16 protein-coding genes are annotated in these 15,385 nt (G+C 67.5%); 5 read left to right on the forward strand and 11 right to left on the reverse strand.

Translation table 11 applies throughout. The annotated features are described in order from the left end of the window. Nucleotides 1–25 precede the first annotated feature (25 nt). Entirely contained in the window at nt 26–271 is a 246-nt protein-coding gene (gene rpsP / locus BM436_RS10170; RefSeq protein ID WP_093555391.1) for a 30S ribosomal protein S16, read from the reverse strand. Nucleotides 272–489: 218 nt separating this feature from the next. Here rpsP and BM436_RS10175 point away from each other — a divergent pair, with 218 nt between their 5' ends. The 4 genes from BM436_RS10175 to BM436_RS10190 are packed head-to-tail and all read left to right on the forward strand — an operon-like array spanning nt 490 to nt 3,733. Then, on the forward strand, nt 490–906 hold the full coding sequence (locus tag BM436_RS10175; protein WP_093555392.1) for an NINE protein: 417 nt from the start codon (nt 490–492) through the stop codon (nt 904–906). A 30-nt stretch (nt 907–936) separates the two neighbouring features. Continuing rightward, entirely contained in the window at nt 937–1,773 is an 837-nt protein-coding gene (locus BM436_RS10180; RefSeq protein ID WP_093555393.1) for a TIGR02285 family protein, read from the forward strand. Beyond that, entirely contained in the window at nt 1,770–3,080 is a 1,311-nt protein-coding gene (locus tag BM436_RS10185; protein WP_093555394.1) for a GGDEF domain-containing protein, read from the forward strand. The genes BM436_RS10180 and BM436_RS10185 overlap by 4 nt, the downstream gene beginning before the upstream one ends. A gap of 56 nt (nt 3,081–3,136) precedes the next feature. Continuing rightward, nucleotides 3,137–3,733 (forward strand): glycine zipper 2TM domain-containing protein, encoded by a 597-nt coding sequence (locus BM436_RS10190; RefSeq protein ID WP_093555395.1) that lies wholly within the window; start codon nt 3,137–3,139, stop codon nt 3,731–3,733. Between the two features lie 28 nt (nt 3,734–3,761). On the opposite strand, the gene BM436_RS10195 is transcribed toward BM436_RS10190, so the two are convergent. The 9 genes from BM436_RS10195 to BM436_RS10235 form a co-directional block, all read right to left on the reverse strand. Beyond that, complete coding sequence (locus BM436_RS10195; protein ID WP_093555396.1) at nt 3,762–4,010, reverse strand: type II toxin-antitoxin system CcdA family antitoxin; 249 nt, start codon at nt 4,008–4,010, stop codon at nt 3,762–3,764. 58 nt (nt 4,011–4,068) lie between these two features. Further along, on the reverse strand, nt 4,069–4,689 hold the full coding sequence (locus tag BM436_RS10200; protein WP_093555397.1) for a LysE family translocator: 621 nt from the start codon (nt 4,687–4,689) through the stop codon (nt 4,069–4,071). A 98-nt stretch (nt 4,690–4,787) separates the two neighbouring features. Next, nucleotides 4,788–6,578 carry an acyl-CoA dehydrogenase gene (locus BM436_RS10205; protein ID WP_093555480.1) on the reverse strand — a complete coding sequence of 597 codons (1,791 nt, stop codon included), beginning with the start codon at nt 6,576–6,578 and terminating at the stop codon, nt 4,788–4,790. A 123-nt stretch (nt 6,579–6,701) separates the two neighbouring features. Beyond that, on the reverse strand, nt 6,702–7,634 hold the full coding sequence (locus BM436_RS10210; protein ID WP_093555398.1) for an electron transfer flavoprotein subunit alpha/FixB family protein: 933 nt from the start codon (nt 7,632–7,634) through the stop codon (nt 6,702–6,704). A gap of 36 nt (nt 7,635–7,670) precedes the next feature. Next, the gene (locus BM436_RS10215; protein ID WP_093555399.1) at nt 7,671–8,420 is read right to left on the reverse strand and encodes an electron transfer flavoprotein subunit beta/FixA family protein; all 750 of its coding nucleotides are present in this window, start codon (nt 8,418–8,420) and stop codon (nt 7,671–7,673) included. 271 nt (nt 8,421–8,691) lie between these two features. After that, nucleotides 8,692–8,919: a sulfurtransferase TusA family protein gene (locus tag BM436_RS10220; protein ID WP_093555400.1), complete on the reverse strand. Its 228-nt coding sequence runs from the start codon at nt 8,917–8,919 to the stop codon at nt 8,692–8,694. Nucleotides 8,920–9,118: 199 nt separating this feature from the next. Continuing rightward, nucleotides 9,119–11,728 carry an alanine--tRNA ligase gene (gene alaS / locus BM436_RS10225; RefSeq protein ID WP_093555401.1) on the reverse strand — a complete coding sequence of 870 codons (2,610 nt, stop codon included), beginning with the start codon at nt 11,726–11,728 and terminating at the stop codon, nt 9,119–9,121. A gap of 79 nt (nt 11,729–11,807) precedes the next feature. After that, nucleotides 11,808–12,560 (reverse strand): glycerophosphodiester phosphodiesterase, encoded by a 753-nt coding sequence (gene ugpQ / locus BM436_RS10230; protein WP_093555402.1) that lies wholly within the window; start codon nt 12,558–12,560, stop codon nt 11,808–11,810. A 388-nt stretch (nt 12,561–12,948) separates the two neighbouring features. Next, a complete protein-coding gene (locus BM436_RS10235; RefSeq protein WP_093555403.1) occupies nt 12,949–13,275 on the reverse strand; it encodes a hypothetical protein in 327 nt (108 codons plus the stop codon). Between the two features lie 212 nt (nt 13,276–13,487). Between BM436_RS10235 and BM436_RS10240 the strand changes: the two genes are divergently transcribed. Further along, nucleotides 13,488–14,144, forward strand: a complete 657-nt coding sequence (locus BM436_RS10240) for a hypothetical protein (protein WP_093555404.1) — start codon at nt 13,488–13,490, stop codon at nt 14,142–14,144. Between the two features lie 6 nt (nt 14,145–14,150). Here BM436_RS10240 and BM436_RS10245 read toward each other — a convergent pair whose 3' ends face one another. Beyond that, the gene (locus tag BM436_RS10245; RefSeq protein ID WP_093555405.1) at nt 14,151–15,371 is read right to left on the reverse strand and encodes an MFS transporter; all 1,221 of its coding nucleotides are present in this window, start codon (nt 15,369–15,371) and stop codon (nt 14,151–14,153) included. Between the last annotated feature and the right edge of the window lie 14 nt (nt 15,372–15,385).

Raw genomic sequence — 15,385 nt, forward strand, 5'->3', positions numbered from 1 at the left:
TGTCAGCCAAACCGGTCAATCAGACTCAGGCTGCCTTGTTGGCGGCCACCAGGCGTGCGACGGCTGGGGACAGTTGCGCGCCAACGCCGGTCCAGTGGGCCAGACGGTCGGCGGTGATGCGGAAGCCGACTTCAGCGCCCGAAGCCATTGGGTTGTAGAAGCCGATACGCTCGATGAAACGGCCATCGCGGCGGTTGCGCGAATCGGTTGCAACGATGTTGAAGAACGGGCGCTTCTTGGCGCCTCCACGAGCTAAACGAATAACGACCATAATTATTTCCAAAAAGTGTGCTGAGACGGAAAAAGCCGCAAATTATAGCGTGCTTTCTCTCCGCGCATCAAGCAAATGTTGACAAGGGTGGGTTTGGGGCAATCGAAGATTATCCCCCACTCGCGCGGCGAGGGCAAGTGGCTTATACATAAAAAGGGCTGGGCCGGCGCCCGGTTTTGTCCCATACTTGCCGTTTTTCCGCCCTTTGGCCGTCGTTCATGCCCACTCCGCACAAAAACAAGACCCTCGCCACGTTGCTGGCCTTCCTGCTCGGCGGCGCCGGGCTGCACCGCTTCTACCTGCGTGGCAAAAACGACACGTGGGGCTGGCTGCACGTGGCCGCCGCCGCCGCCGTCGGACTGGTGATGGCCGCCGCGCCGCGGGCCGACATCTATTTCAAGCTGCTGCCGCTGATCGTCTCCGTGCTGATCGGTTTCCTCGAGGCGCTGGTGCTGGGATTGATGTCCGACGAGAAGTGGGACGCCGCCTTCAACGCCGGCTCCGGCCGCCGCTCCGAGGCGCGCTGGCCGCTGGCCATCATCCTGGTGTCGACGCTGATGGTCGGCGCGGGCGGCCTGATCGCCGCCATCGCCCGCCTGTTCGACTTGCTGTACACTGGCGGGGCTTACGGCTAGGCACTCGCCGCGCAACTTTTCCCGCTCAACATGAAGTCCCTACTCACGCTGTCGCGCGCCCTGCTGCTGTTCGCCACCGCCGCCGCCGGCGGCGCGCAGGCGGGCGAGCGGCTGAACTGGGGCTGGTTCAACGCGGCGCCCTTCATGATGGTGGCCGGTCCGGACCACAACCAGGGCGTGTTCGACCAGATCCGCGCGCTGCTGCGCGAACAAATGCCGGACTACGAGCACCAGGACATCCAGGCGCCCTTCCCCCGCATCCTGCAGGAAATCCGCAACGGCAACGCCTGGTGCTTCGTGGGCGGCGTGAAGACGCCGGCGCGCGAGGCGCTGGCCCACTTCTCCGCGCCGGTGGCCGTGTTCCTGCCGTTCAAGGCGGTGGTGCGCAAGGACCGCCTGGCCGAATTCGGCGACAGCGTGTCGCTCGCCGCCCTGCTGGACGACAAGGCGCTCAAGACCAGTTTCCTGCGCGGGCGCACCCACACGCCGCCCATCGACGCGCTGCTGCAACAGGCGCCGTCCCCGTCCTACCACTCCGAATTCAACGAGGCGCTGCAGATGCTGCTGGCGCGGCGCCTGGACTACCTGGTGGAACAGCCCATCATCAGCGCCTACTCCGCGCGCCAGTTGGGACGCGACGGCGAACTGGCGGCGCTGCCGATCCGCGAATCGTCCGAGTTCACGCTCAGCCGCGTGATGTGCCCGCGCAACGAGTGGGGCCTGCGCGTGGTGCGCAGGGTGAACGCGGTGCTGCGGGCCGAGCGCGACGGCGCGCGCTACCGCGCCATCGTCGAGCGCTGGTCGGACCCGGACGCGGTGCGCGCCATCCGCGCCATCTATCCCACCCATGTGATGCAGCCCGAATGAACGGCAGCCTGGCCGCGCGCCTGCTGCGCATCATCTTCGGCTGCTACTTCCTGGTGACGCTGGCCGTCACCTGCGCGCAGCTGGCGGCGGAATACCGCCACACCGAGCTGCGCCTGACGGCCGAGATCGAGGCCATGCGCCACACCTTCGGCCCCGGCATCACCGACGCGCTGTGGCGCTTCAACGGCGAGGTGCTGGGCGGCATCCTCACCGGCGTCAAGGCCCTGCCCATCGTCATCGGCGTCAAGGTCGAGGACGAACAGGGCAAGCTGCTGCGCGCGGCCGGCACCGTCACCGGCGCCGACGGCCAGCGCCTGACCGCCGCCGGCGGCGCGCTGGTCCCGGACACCGCTCCGCCCGGCATGTTCGACCGCGTGTTCAGCCGCGGCTTCGACGCGGTCCACGTGGACGAGGCCGGCGGTCGCCACCGGGTCGGGCGCTGGACCGTCTATTCCAGCCAGCGGGTGGTGCTGCGCCAGGTGGAATACGGCTTCCTGCTGATCCTGGTGAACTCCGTCATCAAGACGCTGGCGCTGTGGTTCATCTTCCTGTTCGTGATCCGGCGAGCGCTGGGCCAGCCGCTGCGCCAGATGAGCGAATTCGTCGGCCAGCTCAACATCGACAACATCGGCGACCGCGAGTTCACGCTCAAGGCCAGGGGCCGGCACGAGCTGCACCTGCTGACGGACAAGCTGAACCAGATGGCCGGCACGCTGCGCCGCTCGGTGGCCGAGAACGCCGCGCTGTACAAGGAACTGCAGGAGATGAACCGCACGCTGGAGAGCCAGGTGGCCGAGCGCACCAGCGAGCTGCGGCGCGTGGCCAGCACCGACACCCTCACCGGCCTGCACAACCGGCGCAAGCTGGACGAGGTGCTGACCTACGAGACCGAGCGCGTGCAGCGCTATGGCGGCGAACTGGCCGTGGTGCTGATCGACATCGACCATTTCAAGCTGACCAACGACACCTACGGCCACCCGGTGGGCGACCGCGTGCTGACGGCGGTGGCGGCCATCCTGGGCACGGGCGCGCGCAGCATCGACAGCGTGGGCCGCTGGGGCGGCGAGGAATTCATGGTGGTCTGTCCGCAGACCGACGCCGGGGGCGCGGCCGCGCTGGCCGAGCAGCTGCGCCAGCGCATCGCCGCCGCCGAGTTCCCGGTGGCGGGCCGCAAGACCTGCTCGTTCGGCGTGGCGGCGCTGGCGCCGGGCGAGAGCCTGGCGCTGCTGCTGGTGCGCGCCGACACGGCGCTGTACCGCGCCAAGCAGGAGGGCCGTAACAAAGTGATACAGGATGCCGTCAACTGACGGCGCCGGCCGGCGTTATACTGGGACAACCAACAGTCTTCACCGGAGAACCAAAAATGAATATGCGTACCCTGACCTTGTCCCTGATCCTGGCCGGCGCCGCCTCGGCGGCCTTCGCCCAGCCCAGCGCCAAGCAACTCTACGCGGCCGAAACCAAGCGCGCCGCCACCCAGTACGCCGAAGACAAGAAGCTGTGCGCCGAGGAGGGCAACTCCAGCGCGCGCATGCAGTGCCAGCGCGACGCGAAGGCCGAGTACAACAAGGCTCTGGCCGCCGCCAAGGCCGCGCAGAAGAACGCCACCGCCAAGCCCATGGCCTGCAATGACTGCGGCCGCGTGATCGGCGTGAGCGTGGCCGAGAAAAAAGGCGAAGGCAGCGCGGTGGGCGTGATCGGCGGCGGCGTGGCCGGCGCCCTGCTGGGCAACCAGGTGGGCGGCGGTTCGGGCAAGAAGCTGGCCACCATCGCCGGCGCGGTCGGCGGCGCCTACGCCGGCAACAAGGCCGAGGAGCACCTGAAGTCGAGCAAGGTGTGGAACGTGAAGGTCCAGTACGACAACGGCACCCAGGGCGACTACAGCTTCGACCACGACCCGGGCTTCGCCAACGGCGACCTGGTCAAGAGCGCCAACGGCAGCATCGTCCGCAAGCAGTAATCCCCACCGCCCGGGCCGGGGGAGCGGGTCACCCCTGGCTGTCGCCGGTCGCCAGCGCCCCGGGTTGCGCCGCCAGATAGCGTCGCAACCGCGCGGCGGCGCTGCCGTCGCTGGCGATGCGCCACGCGTAAGCCTCCAACGCCTCCCGGTTCTCGCGCACCCACTGGTCGTGGGACTGCGTGGGCACGAATTCGACACGCCCGTCGGAGTGCCTGATCAAATTGAAGTAGCTGACGCTGACCATAAATCCCCCTGCCTGGACGGATCGGGTCAGCATGCTGCACTTCCATATTGCGGTCCATCACTTCCCCGGCAAGCGATGATCTACGTCAACCTCATGCTCGGCGCGACAGCAGCAATCCCAAGCCGGCCGCGCCCAGCAGGCCGGCGCAGCCGCGGTTGAAGAGGCGCTTGCCGCGCGGCTGGGCGAACCAGCCGCGCAAACGGGTGCCCATGAAGGCATAGATGGCGATGGCCGCCATCTCCAGCACCAGGAACAGCGCGCCCAGGATGGCGAACTGCCGCGCCATCGGCTGGGACGGATCGACGAATTGGGGCAGGAAGGCGGTGAAGATCAGGATCGCCTTCGGATTGCCGGCCGCGACCAGGAACTCCTGGCGCGCCAGCCGCATCAGGCCGGCGGGCGGCGCGGCGGTGTCGGCCGTGTCGGCCGTTCCCGCGCGCCATAGCTGCCAGGCCAGATAGAAGAGGTAGGCCGCGCCCAGCGTCTTGATCACATGGAACAGGACCTCGGACGTGTGCAGCACCGCCGCCAGTCCGGCCGACGCCAGCGCGATCATCCCGGCGAACGCCACCAGCCGGCCGACGCCGGCGGTGCACGAGCGCCGGAAGCCGTAGCGCGTGGCATTGCTGATCGACAGCAGGTTGTTGGGGCCCGGCGCCATGTTCAGCGCGAAGCAGGCGGGGACGAACAAGACAAGCGTGGATGGTTCCATGACGGCGCTCCGTGGGGGTAATCCCACCATTCTATCGGACTTCCGCCAGTAAAAAAGGCGGCCCGCGGGCCGCCTTGGTCGGTCACCGGAAGGAAGGCTTAGAACTGGTCCACGCCCAGCGCCAGCACGCCGCCGCTGCCGTCGATCACGGCGGCGCGCAGGCCGCCGGTGGTGCTCAGGAAGTGCTCGGCGAAGAAGCGCGCGGTGACGATCTTGGCCTGGTAGAAGGCGGCGTCGCCGTCGCCCGCGCCCAGCTTCTTCTGCGACACCAGCGCGGCGCGCGCCATCTGCCAGCCGCCCAGCACGATGCCGGCCAGCTTCAGGTAGGTCACGCTGCCGGCGAACACGGCCTTGATGTCGGACTTGGTGTTGGCCACCACGAACTCCACCACCGCCTCCAGGTCCGCCGCGCCCCGCTCCAGGTTTTTCTGGATCGAGGTGAACTCGGCGCCCTGCAATTCGCCCAGCTGAGCCGCCGTCGCGCGCACTTGCGCGATCAGGCCCCTGGCGACCTTGCCGCCGTCGCGCACGGTCTTGCGGCCCACCAGGTCGTTGGCCTGGATGGCGGTCGTGCCCTCGTAGATGGTGAGGATCTTGGCGTCGCGGTAGTGCTGCGCGGCGCCCGTCTCCTCGATGAAGCCCATGCCGCCGTGCACCTGCACGCCGTCGCGCGTGACGTCCTGCGACAGCTCGGTCGACCAGCCCTTGATGATGGGCACCAGGTATTCGTACACGGCCTGGTTCTCGGCGCGCACGGCGGCGTCGGCGCTGTGGTGGGCGGCGTCGTACAGCGAGGCGCCCACGTAGGCCAGCGCGCGCGCGGCCTCGGTCTGCGAACGCATGTTCATCAGCAGGCGGCGCACGTCCGGGTGGTTGATGATGGCCACCGGGCCGGCCGAACCGGCCAGGTCGCGCGACTGCACGCGGTCCTTGGCGAAGGCCACGGCCTGCTGGTAGGCGTTCTCGGACAGGCCGACGCCCTGCATGCCGACGCCGAAGCGGGCCGCGTTCATCATGATGAACATGTATTCCAGGCCGCGGTTCTCCTCGCCCACCAGGGTGCCGATGGCGCCGCCGTGGTCGCCGAACTGCAGCACGGCGGTCGGGCTGGCCTTGATGCCCAGCTTGTGTTCGATGGACACGCAGTGCACGTCGTTGCGCTCGCCCAGCGAGCCGTCGGCGTTGACGTGGAATTTGGGGACCACGAACAGCGAGATGCCCTTCACGCCCTCGGGCGCGTTCGGCGTGCGCGCCAGCACCAGGTGGATGATGTTCTCGGCCATGTCGTGCTCGCCGTAGGTGATGAAGATCTTGGTGCCGAACACCTTGTAGGTGCCGTCGTCCTGGGGCACGGCGCGCGAGCGCACGGCGGCCAGGTCGGAGCCGGCCTGCGGCTCGGTCAGGTTCATGGTGCCGGTCCACTTGCCGGTCACCAGCGGTTCCAGGTATTTGGCCTTCATGTCGTCGCTGCCGGCCGTCAGCAGCGCCTCGATGGCGCCGTCGGACAACAGCGCGACCAGCGCGAACGCCAGGTTGGCGCCGTGCAGCATTTCCACGCACGGCGTGCCGACCAGCTTGGGCAGGCCCTGGCCGCCGAAGTCGGTGGGGTGCTGCAGACCCTGCCAGCCCGCCTCGGCGAACTGCTTGAACGCTTCCTTGAAGCCCTTGGTGGTGGTGACGGTGCCATCTTTCCAGAAGCTCGGGTCCTTGTCGCCGGCGTGGTTCAGCGGTGCGATCACGCCGCCGACGAACTTCGCGTTTTCCTCCAGCACGGCCTCGGCCGTTTCCGGGGTCGCGTCCTCGCAGCCCGGCAGCCGGCTCACAGCCTCCAGGTTGGCCAGCTCGTTCATCACGAACAGCATGTCTTTCAGGGGGGCTTGATAGCTCATGGTCTTCTCCAAGGAATTCAAAAAACCGCGCGTGTGGTGCCGCGCTTGGGTGAAAAAAAGCCACGTGGCGCGGCACCGTGGGTGCCGGCCAGCGTGGCTGGGATTGCCGATGCCGCCGGTGGCTTAGCCCAGTTGCTTGACCAGCTCTGGAACCACTTCGAACAGGTCGCCCACGATGCCGTAGTCGGCAACGGAGAAGATCGGCGCTTCCGGATCCTTGTTGATGGCGACGATGGTCTTCGAGTCCTTCATGCCGGCCAAGTGCTGGATCGCGCCGGAGATGCCGACCGCGATGTACAGCGACGGCGCCACGATCTTGCCGGTCTGGCCGACCTGCCAGTCGTTCGGCACGTAGCCCGCGTCGACCGCGGCGCGCGAGGCGCCCATGGCCGCGCCCAGCTTGTCGGCCAGCGGTTCCAGGATCTTGAAGGCGTCGCCCGAGCCCATGCCGCGGCCGCCGGACACGATGATCTTGGCGGCGGTCAGTTCCGGACGGTCGGACTTGGCCAGCTCGCGGCCGACGAAGGCCGATTTGCCCGAGTCGCCGACGGCGGCGATGGTCTCGGTGGCGGCCGAACCGCCGGTGGCGGCGGCGGAGTCGAAACCGGTGGTGCGCACGGTGATGACTTTCACCTTGTCGCCCGACTGCACGGTGGCGATGGCGTTGCCGGCGTAGATCGGACGCTCGAAGGTGTCCGGGGAATCGACCTTGGTGATTTCCGAGATCTGCGCCACGTCCAGCTTGGCGGCCACGCGCGGCAGGATGTTCTTGCCGTAGGCGGTGGCGGGGGCCAGGATGTGCGAGTACGAAGCGGCGATCGCCAGGATCTGCTCGGCGACGTTCTCGGCCAGGCCGTCGGCGAAGTGGGCGGCGTCGGCCAGCAGCACTTTGGAGACGCCGGCGATCTGCGCGGCTTGCGCGGCTGCCGCGGCGGCGTTGGAGCCGGCGACCAGCACGTGGACATCGCCGCCGCACTGGGCGGCCGCGGTGATGGTGTGGTGGGTGCTGCCTTTCAGGCTAGCGTTGTCGTGTTCGGCGATGACTAATGCGACCATGATTATTCCTAGAAGAGTTGGGAGCGGTACGGCCGCTTAGATGACTTTGGCTTCGCCGCGCAGCTTGGCGACCAGCGTGGCCACGTCCGGCACCTTGATGCCGGCGGAGCGCTTGGCCGGCTCGGCGACCTTCAGCGTTTTCAGGCGCGGGGTGACGTCGACGCCCAGGTCTTCCGGCTTGACGGTTTCCAGCGGCTTCTTCTTGGCCTTCATGATGTTCGGCAGCGTCACGTAGCGCGGCTCGTTCAGGCGCAGGTCGGTGGTGATGATGGCCGGCAGGGTCAGCGACAGCGTTTCCAGGCCGCCGTCCACTTCGCGCGTCACCACGGCCTTGCCGTCTTCCAGCACGACTTTCGAGGCGAAGGTGGCTTGCGGCCAGCCCAGCAGCGCCGCCAGCATCTGGCCGGTCTGGTTCGAATCGTCGTCGATCGCCTGCTTGCCCAGGATGATCAGTTGCGGCTGTTCCTTGTCGGCCAGCGCCTTGAGCAGCTTGGCCACGGCCAGCGGCTCCAGTTCGGTCGCGGTTTCCACCAGGATGCCGCGGTCGGCGCCGATCGCCATGCCGGTGCGCAGGGTTTCCTGGCACTGGGTCACGCCGCAGGACACCGCCACCACTTCCGTGACCTTGCCGGCTTCTTTCAGACGGGTCGCCTCTTCCAGTGCGATCTCATCGAACGGGTTCATCGACATTTTGACGTTGGCGATATCCACGCCCGTGCCGTCGGATTTGACGCGCACTTTGACGTTGTAGTCCACCACGCGTTTGACGGGTACCAAGACTTTCATAGCTATGCCTTTGGGAAAATTTATAAGGGTGATTCTGTCTAAAAGTGGGCTAGATTATAGAAGATATTCCAGCGGCAAGCAGAATTAAAGCACGATCGTGCGTTTTTTGGGTAGTATAAAACATCTAAAATAAAAAATCGCGTCAATTCGTACACTGGTTTGCACTGCCGGCGGGACGCCACGACTGGCGGCCCGGGGGAACATCTCGAAAAGTAGCCAAACTACCTGCGCCGCTCCATCGCGGCGCCGGTCCACATCGCTTGCCGCGCGCCTACTTGCGCCGCATCAGGAAGACGAACTCCGTGCCGTACTGCGCGTGCGACAGCAGCGCGTTGCCGGTTTGCTTGGCAAAGGCCTGGAAGTCGCGCACGGAACCGGGGTCGGTCGCCATGATGCGCAGCACTTCGCCGCTCTGCAGCTCCGCCAAGGCCTTCTTCGCCTTCAGAATCGGCAATGGGCAATTCAGGCCACGCGCGTCGAGTTCTTTTTGAAATTCCATGATTTCGTTATCAACCAAAGTATCGCTCATCACTATCCCGCTAATTTGTTGTGCTGATTTGTCACATACTACTCCAATTCACCATGTTTGACGCGGTGCACCAAAATAGTTGATAGTACGTTGCAAGTACACAACGAGCTGGACGGAATGATAACGGCCCGCGCATCCGCGCGGGCCGCATGCTCGCAGGGGAAAACGCTTAAACGCGCTGTTCCACCCAAGCCGCGACACCGGCCAAAGCGTTCGGCAGCGCCGCAGCATCGGTGCCGCCGGCCTGCGCCATATCGGGGCGTCCGCCGCCTTTGCCGCCCACTTGCTGTGCAACAAAGTTCACCAGTTCACCGGCCTTGACCTTGGAGGTCGCGTCCGCGGTGACGCCGGCGATCAGGCTGACCTTGCCGTCGGACACGCTGGCCAGCACGATGGCGGCCGTTTTCAGCTTGTCCTTCAGCTTGTCCATGGTTTCGCGCAGGCGGGCCACGTCGGCGCCCTCCAGCGTCGCCGCCACCACCTTCACGCCCTTGACGTCGACCGCCTGGGTGAGCAGCTCGTCGCCCTGGCCGGACGCCAGTTTCGATTTCAGCGCGGCCAGTTCCTTCTCCAGCGATTTCACGTGGTCCTGCACCTGGACGATCTTGGCGGTCAGCTCTTCCGGGTTGGCCTTGAGCGCGGCGGCCGCCTCGTTCAGCTTGCGCGCCATGCCCTGCACCAGCGCCAGCGCGCCCTCGCCCGTCACCGCCTCCACGCGGCGGATGCCGGCGGCCACGCCGCCCTCGCCGATGATCTTGAACAAGCCGATGTCGCCCGTGCTGTGCACGTGCACGCCGCCGCACAGCTCCTTCGAGGAGCCGATGTCCAGCACGCGCACCTCGTCGCCGTACTTCTCGCCGAACAGCGCCATCGCGCCGTGCTTGACGGCGTCGTCGAAGGACATGTTGCGCGCCTGGGTGGCGTGGTTTTCCAGGATTTCCTTGTTGACGATGGTTTCGATCCGCGCGATCTCGTCGGCCGTCAGCGGCGCGTTGTGGCTGAAGTCGAAACGGGTCTTGTCGGGATCGACCAGCGAGCCCTTCTGCGCCACGTGCGAGCCCAGCACTTCGCGCAGGGCCTTGTGCATCAGGTGGGTGGCCGAGTGGTTGCGGATGGTGCGGGCGCGGCTGACGGTGTCCACCTTGGCCAGCACGGTGTCGCCCACTTTCAGCGCGCCCTCGGTCAGCACGCCATGGTGGCCGAACACGTCGGGCTGGACCTTCAGCGTGTCTTCCACGGTGAAGACGCCGCCGGCGGCCTTGAGCACGCCCTGGTCGCCCACCTGGCCGCCCGATTCGGCGTAGAACGGCGTGGTGTTCAGCACCACGATGCCGTCCTGGCCCGGTTTCAATTCCTGCACCGGCGCGCCGCCGGCGTACAGCGCGACCACCTTGGCGTCGCTGTCCAGCAGGTCGTAGCCGACGAACTTGTTCTTCTCGCCGCTGTATTCGACGTTGGCGGCCATCTTGAACTTGCCGGCGGCGCGCGCGATCCGCTTCTGGTTTTCCATGGCGGCGTTGAAGCCGGCCTCGTCCAGCGTCACCTCGCGCTCGCGGCAGATGTCGGCCGTCAAGTCCAGCGGGAAGCCGTAGGTGTCGTACAGCGTGAAGGCGGTGGCGCCGTCCAGGTTCTTGCCGTCCTTGGCCAGTTGCGCCTCCAGGATCTTCATGCCGTGTTCCAGCGTTTCGCCGAAACGCTCTTCCTCGGCCTTCAGCACCTGGGCCACGCGGGCCTTGGCCTCGTTCAGTTCCGGATAGGCGGTGCCCATCTCGAGGTTCAGGTCTTCCACCAGCTTGTAGAAGAAGGGCTTGGTCTGGCCCAGCTTGTGGCCGTGGCGCAACGCGCGGCGGATGATGCGGCGCAACACGTAGCCGTGGCCTTCCGAGCCGGGGATGATGCCGTCGACGATCAGGAAGGCGGCGGCGCGGATGTGGTCGGCGATCACGCGCAGCGACTTCGATTCCAGGTCGGTGGCGCCGGTTTCGCGCGCGGCGGCCTTGATCAGGTTCTGGAACAGGTCGATCTCATAGTTGCTGTGCACGTGCTGCAGCACGGCGGCCAGGCGCTCCATGCCCATGCCGGTGTCCACGCACGGCTTCGGCAGCTTGTTCATGTTGCCCGCCTCGTCGCGGTTGAACTGCATGAACACCAGGTTCCAGATCTCGATGAAGCGGTCGCCGTCCTCTTCCGGCGAGCCGGGCGGGCCGCCCCAGATGTCGGCGCCGTGGTCGTAGAAGATCTCGGTGCACGGGCCGCACGGGCCGACGTCGGCCATCTGCCAGAAGTTGTCGGACGCGTAGCGCGCGCCCTTGTTGTCGCCGATGCGGATGATGCGCTCTTTCGGCACGCCGATCTCGTTGGCCCAGATGTCGTAGGCCTCGTCGTCCTCGAAGTAGACGGTGACGGTCAGCTTGTCGGCCGGCAGCAGGTAGACCTTGGTCAGCAGTTCCCAGGCGTACTGGATGGCGTCGCGCTTGAAGTAGTCGCCGAAGCTGAAGTTGCCCAGCATTTCGAAGAAGGTGTGGTGGCGCGCGGTGTAGCCGACGTTTTCCAGGTCGTTGTGCTTGCCGCCGGCGCGCACGCAGCGCTGCACGGTGGTGGCGCGCGAGTACGGGCGCGAGTCGAGGCCCAGGAACACGTCCTTGAACTGCACCATGCCGGAATTGGTCAGCAGCATGGTTGGGTCGTTGCCTGGCACCAGCGGGCTGGACCGGACAATCGTGTGACCCTTGGATTCGAAGAATTTGAGGAACTTCTCGCGGATTTCAGATGATTTCATGTCGTGTTGGCTAAGTTGCTGGCTTGGAGGGCAAAGGGTTGATTATACGTGATGTGGCGGGCCGTATTTGGTGTCTTGCTTAGATGAAGGCGGGGCCGATCAGATCGATGCGGTCGGTGCAGAAAGCGTCCACGCCCCAGCCCACGATCTCCCTGGCCCGCTCCGGCTCGTTGACGGTGTAGCAGAACAGGCCGAAGCCGGCGTCCTTGACCGCCTCGGCCAGCGGCCGCGACAGGTGCTTGTGGTTGGTGTGGATGGCCACCGCGCCCAGCGCGGCGGCCTGCATTTGCCAGTCCGGCGGCAGCCGGTCGAACAGGCAGGCGCGCGGCACCTCGGGCGCGGCCAGCCTGGCCGCCGCCAGCGCCGCCATGCTGAACGAGGACAGCAGGGGCACCGCCGCCGCGTCGCCCGCGCGCAGCTCGGCGGTGTAGCGGGCGCGCGTCTTGAGCGCCACCCAGCGCCCGGTCTCCTCGTCGAAGCCGGGCGCCGGCTTGATCTCGATGTTCATCCAGATGCGCTGCGAACGGCAGTAGTCGACGAATTCCGTGAACAGCGGCACCGGCTCGCCGGCGAATTCCGGGCCGAACCAGGCGCCCGCGTCCTTGCGCAGCAGGTCGGAGGCCGGCGTGCGCGCCACCGCGCCCTCGCCGGCCACCGTGCGGCCGAAGCGCGGATCGTGCATGACCACGCCGATGCCGTCTTTGGACAGCATCACGTCGAACTCCACGGCGCGGAAGCCGTAGGCCAGGCCGCAGCGCAGCGCGGCGATGGTGTTTTCCGGCGCCAGCTTGCCGCCGCCGCGATGGGCGAGCACTTTGGGATACGGCCACATAGGATTCCCTCGGGGATGGGTGAAAAAGCGTGTCGCAATGGTGATGTTCAAAACATACCACAAGACCTTGCGCCGGCGGCCTGGCCGACACTTCGCGAAGGCGAGCCATGACACGGAAGGCGCTGGGGCAACGCCCATCCGAACATCGTGCCCTACCAGACCTTCGCCGGCAAGGTGACACCGGTGCGCGGCCGATGCGGATGTCCGGCACGCCGGCCGACGGCGGCGCGGCGCCGCCGCCTCTGGGCCAGCGCACGAACGAGGCGTTGCGCGAGGTGCTGGGCCGCGGCGAGGAGGAGATCGCGGTGCTGCGCGGCAGGGCGCGGTGTAGGGCGGGTCCGCCGATGGGGAGCGGACCCGCCCGTGCCGCGGATCAACCCGGCCCGATTCAGTGCAAGTCCTGCCGCAGCTCGGCCAGCTCGTCATGCACGTGCTGGACCGCGCTGCGCATCTGCGGCGTCAGCGTCGGCATGTTGGCGCACACGCGGCGGGCGCGCTCGCCCAGCGCCTGCAGGTCCGCCAGCTGTTTGCGCAATTGGGCCGGGTCGTACCGCGTCGCGTTTTGCTGGACCGCGTCGGCCTGCCGGTCCAGTTTCTGGATACAGTCGCGCAATTCGCCGGGCAGGTCGCGCTCGGCCGAACAGGCTTGCGCGGCCTCCCCTATCGCCCGTTCCACCCGGTTGAAGCGTTGCCGTAATTCGTATTCTTGCCACATGGTCGTCTCCTTGCGGTGAGCAGGCACGGCGTGCCTGTGCCTGCGTTGGACAGCGACCCCAGCCATAAGTTGCGGCCCGCCGCTTGAGCGGACTCAAGCCCCGCAAACGGCCGATGTGGCACGGAGTGTAAGCAAATGTTAAAGCGAAGATAACTTTTACGGCGATCCATTACATTGCCACAATGACATATTTCCCCCGCAGACACACCGCCTTGCTGACGACCGCCGCCTTGCACGCGGCGCTGCTGGCGCTGTTGATGGCGCCGCCGCGGCACCGCGCGGAATCGCCTGCGGGGGTGGCGCTCGACGCGATCCAGTGGCTGCTGCCGGCGCCGGCGCGACCAGCGGCGCGCGCCGCGACACCGCCACCCGAGGCCATGCGCCCGCAGCCATCCCGGCGCGAGCGGGCGCCGGCGACGGCGAGGCCGACGACGGACCGTGCGCCCGCCCTGGCCGCCACGCCCGTCCAGGACGCGGCGCCCGGGTCCGCCGCGCCGCCGGCCGACAACGCGACCGGGGACTTGACGGCGCCCGGCCAGCCCGCGCCCACGCTGGAGCAGTTGCTGCGCCAGCCGGGCCGCGGCGCCGGGCGGATCGACCATGAACTGCGCGGCGGCAAACGCGACAAGCTGGTCGCGCCCGCGGACACGCTGCAGGCGGGCCTGGAGAGGGGCTTCCGCGAGGCCGCCGCGGCGGTGCTGCCCAAGTGGTACGAGCCGGCCGTGCTGGAGGAGATTTCCACCCCGTCGTCCCGGGTCCGCGTCTACAAGATGAAGACGGCGCTGGGCGTCGTCTGCGTTTCCGCGCCCGACCCCAGCCTGGAAAAGCGCGCGACCTACATCATCACCAACTGCCCGCGCGAAAAGTAAGCGCGCTCAGTTGGCCGCGCGCGGCACCACCATCGGCATGGCGGACGGCAGCGGCGCCAAGTGGCGCAGGCGGAGCGCGATCAACAGCGCGCAACCCAGGCAGCCGCCCAGCAGCGCCACCACGCCCGGCCAGCCGGCGCCGGCCCACAGCAGGCCGCACAGCCAGCCCACCACGCTGGAACCCAGGTAGTAGAAGAACAGGTAGAGCGCGGAGGCCAGCGCCTGCGGCGCCTGCGCGCGCCGGCCCACCCAGCTGCTGGCGATGGAGTGCGAGGCGAAGAAGCCGAAGGTGAACAGCGCCATGCCGGCCAGGATCAGCGGCAGGGCATCGCTCAGCGTGAGCAGCAGGCCGCCGAGCATGGCGAAGATCATGATCCACAGCACGCCGCGCCGCCCCAGCCTGTCCGCCAGCCGCCCCGCCCAGACCGAGCTGAAGATGCCCAGCAGGTAGAGGAAGGAGATCGCGCCCACGGTGCTCTGGCGCAGGCCAAACGGCGCGTCCAGCAGGCGGTAGCCGATGTAGTTGTAGGCGCTGACCATGCAGCCCATGAACAGGAAGCCCAGCGCGAACAGCCACGGCAGGCCGTCGTCGGACAGGTGCAGGCGCAGGCCGTCCGGCAGGGCGCGCCAGCCGCCGGCCACCGGCCGGAAGTTGCGCGAACGGGGCAGGCTGCGCCAGAACTCCCACGCGGCCAGCAGGCCGGCCGCGCCCAGCGCCGCCATCGCCACCCGCCACGACCAGAAGTCGCTCAGCACCGAAGTGAGCACCCGCCCCGCCATGCCGCCGAAGGCGCTGCCGCTGATGTAAAGCCCCATCGACCAGCCCAGCGACGCCGGTTCGATTTCTTCGGCAAGATAGGCCATGGCGATGGCCGGCATGCCGCCCAGCGCGAAGCCGAGCGCGGCGCGCATCAAGAGCAGTTGCCCGTAGTTCTGGGCGGCGGCGCAGGCCAGCGTCAGCGCGGCGGCGATGGCCAGCGCCGCCACCATCAGCGGCTTGCGGCCGACGCGGTCCGACAGGGCGCTGGCCAGCAGCAGCGACACGGCCAGCGCGGCGGTGGAGACCGACAGCGCCAGGCTGCTTTGCGCCGGCGTGAGCGCGAACTGGCCGGCCAGCAGCGGCATCAGCGGCTGCACGCTGTACAGCAGGGCGAAGCTGGAGAAGCCGCCGAAGAACAGCGCGCGGTTGCTGCGTTTGAAAGCGGGGGTGCCTGCGGCGATGGCCATGATGCGTCTTCCTC

This window comes from Pseudoduganella namucuonensis (assembly GCF_900116645.1).
Lineage (GTDB): Bacteria > Pseudomonadota > Gammaproteobacteria > Burkholderiales > Burkholderiaceae_D > Rugamonas > Rugamonas namucuonensis.

What these genes read in the sequence shown, in the direction of transcription:
- BM436_RS10200 (WP_093555397.1), bottom strand. Translation starts at nt 4,689, where the DNA reads ATGGAACCATCCACGCTTGTCTTGTTCGTCCCCGCCTGCTTCGCGCTG.
- BM436_RS10220 (WP_093555400.1), bottom strand. Translation starts at nt 8,919, where the DNA reads ATGGAATTTCAAAAAGAACTCGACGCGCGTGGCCTGAATTGCCCATTG.
- BM436_RS10185 (WP_093555394.1), top strand. Translation starts at nt 1,770, where the DNA reads ATGAACGGCAGCCTGGCCGCGCGCCTGCTGCGCATCATCTTCGGCTGC.
- BM436_RS10205 (WP_093555480.1), bottom strand. Translation starts at nt 6,578, where the DNA reads ATGAGCTATCAAGCCCCCCTGAAAGACATGCTGTTCGTGATGAACGAG.
- BM436_RS10180 (WP_093555393.1), top strand. Translation starts at nt 937, where the DNA reads ATGAAGTCCCTACTCACGCTGTCGCGCGCCCTGCTGCTGTTCGCCACC.
- BM436_RS10190 (WP_093555395.1), top strand. Translation starts at nt 3,137, where the DNA reads ATGAATATGCGTACCCTGACCTTGTCCCTGATCCTGGCCGGCGCCGCC.
- BM436_RS10195 (WP_093555396.1), bottom strand. Translation starts at nt 4,010, where the DNA reads ATGCTGACCCGATCCGTCCAGGCAGGGGGATTTATGGTCAGCGTCAGC.
- BM436_RS10235 (WP_093555403.1), bottom strand. Translation starts at nt 13,275, where the DNA reads ATGTGGCAAGAATACGAATTACGGCAACGCTTCAACCGGGTGGAACGG.
- BM436_RS10215 (WP_093555399.1), bottom strand. Translation starts at nt 8,420, where the DNA reads ATGAAAGTCTTGGTACCCGTCAAACGCGTGGTGGACTACAACGTCAAA.
- alaS (WP_093555401.1), bottom strand. Translation starts at nt 11,728, where the DNA reads ATGAAATCATCTGAAATCCGCGAGAAGTTCCTCAAATTCTTCGAATCC.
- ugpQ (WP_093555402.1), bottom strand. Translation starts at nt 12,560, where the DNA reads ATGTGGCCGTATCCCAAAGTGCTCGCCCATCGCGGCGGCGGCAAGCTG.
- rpsP (WP_093555391.1), bottom strand. Translation starts at nt 271, where the DNA reads ATGGTCGTTATTCGTTTAGCTCGTGGAGGCGCCAAGAAGCGCCCGTTC.
- BM436_RS10210 (WP_093555398.1), bottom strand. Translation starts at nt 7,634, where the DNA reads ATGGTCGCATTAGTCATCGCCGAACACGACAACGCTAGCCTGAAAGGC.
- BM436_RS10245 (WP_093555405.1), bottom strand. Translation starts at nt 15,371, where the DNA reads ATGGCCATCGCCGCAGGCACCCCCGCTTTCAAACGCAGCAACCGCGCG.
- BM436_RS10175 (WP_093555392.1), top strand. Translation starts at nt 490, where the DNA reads ATGCCCACTCCGCACAAAAACAAGACCCTCGCCACGTTGCTGGCCTTC.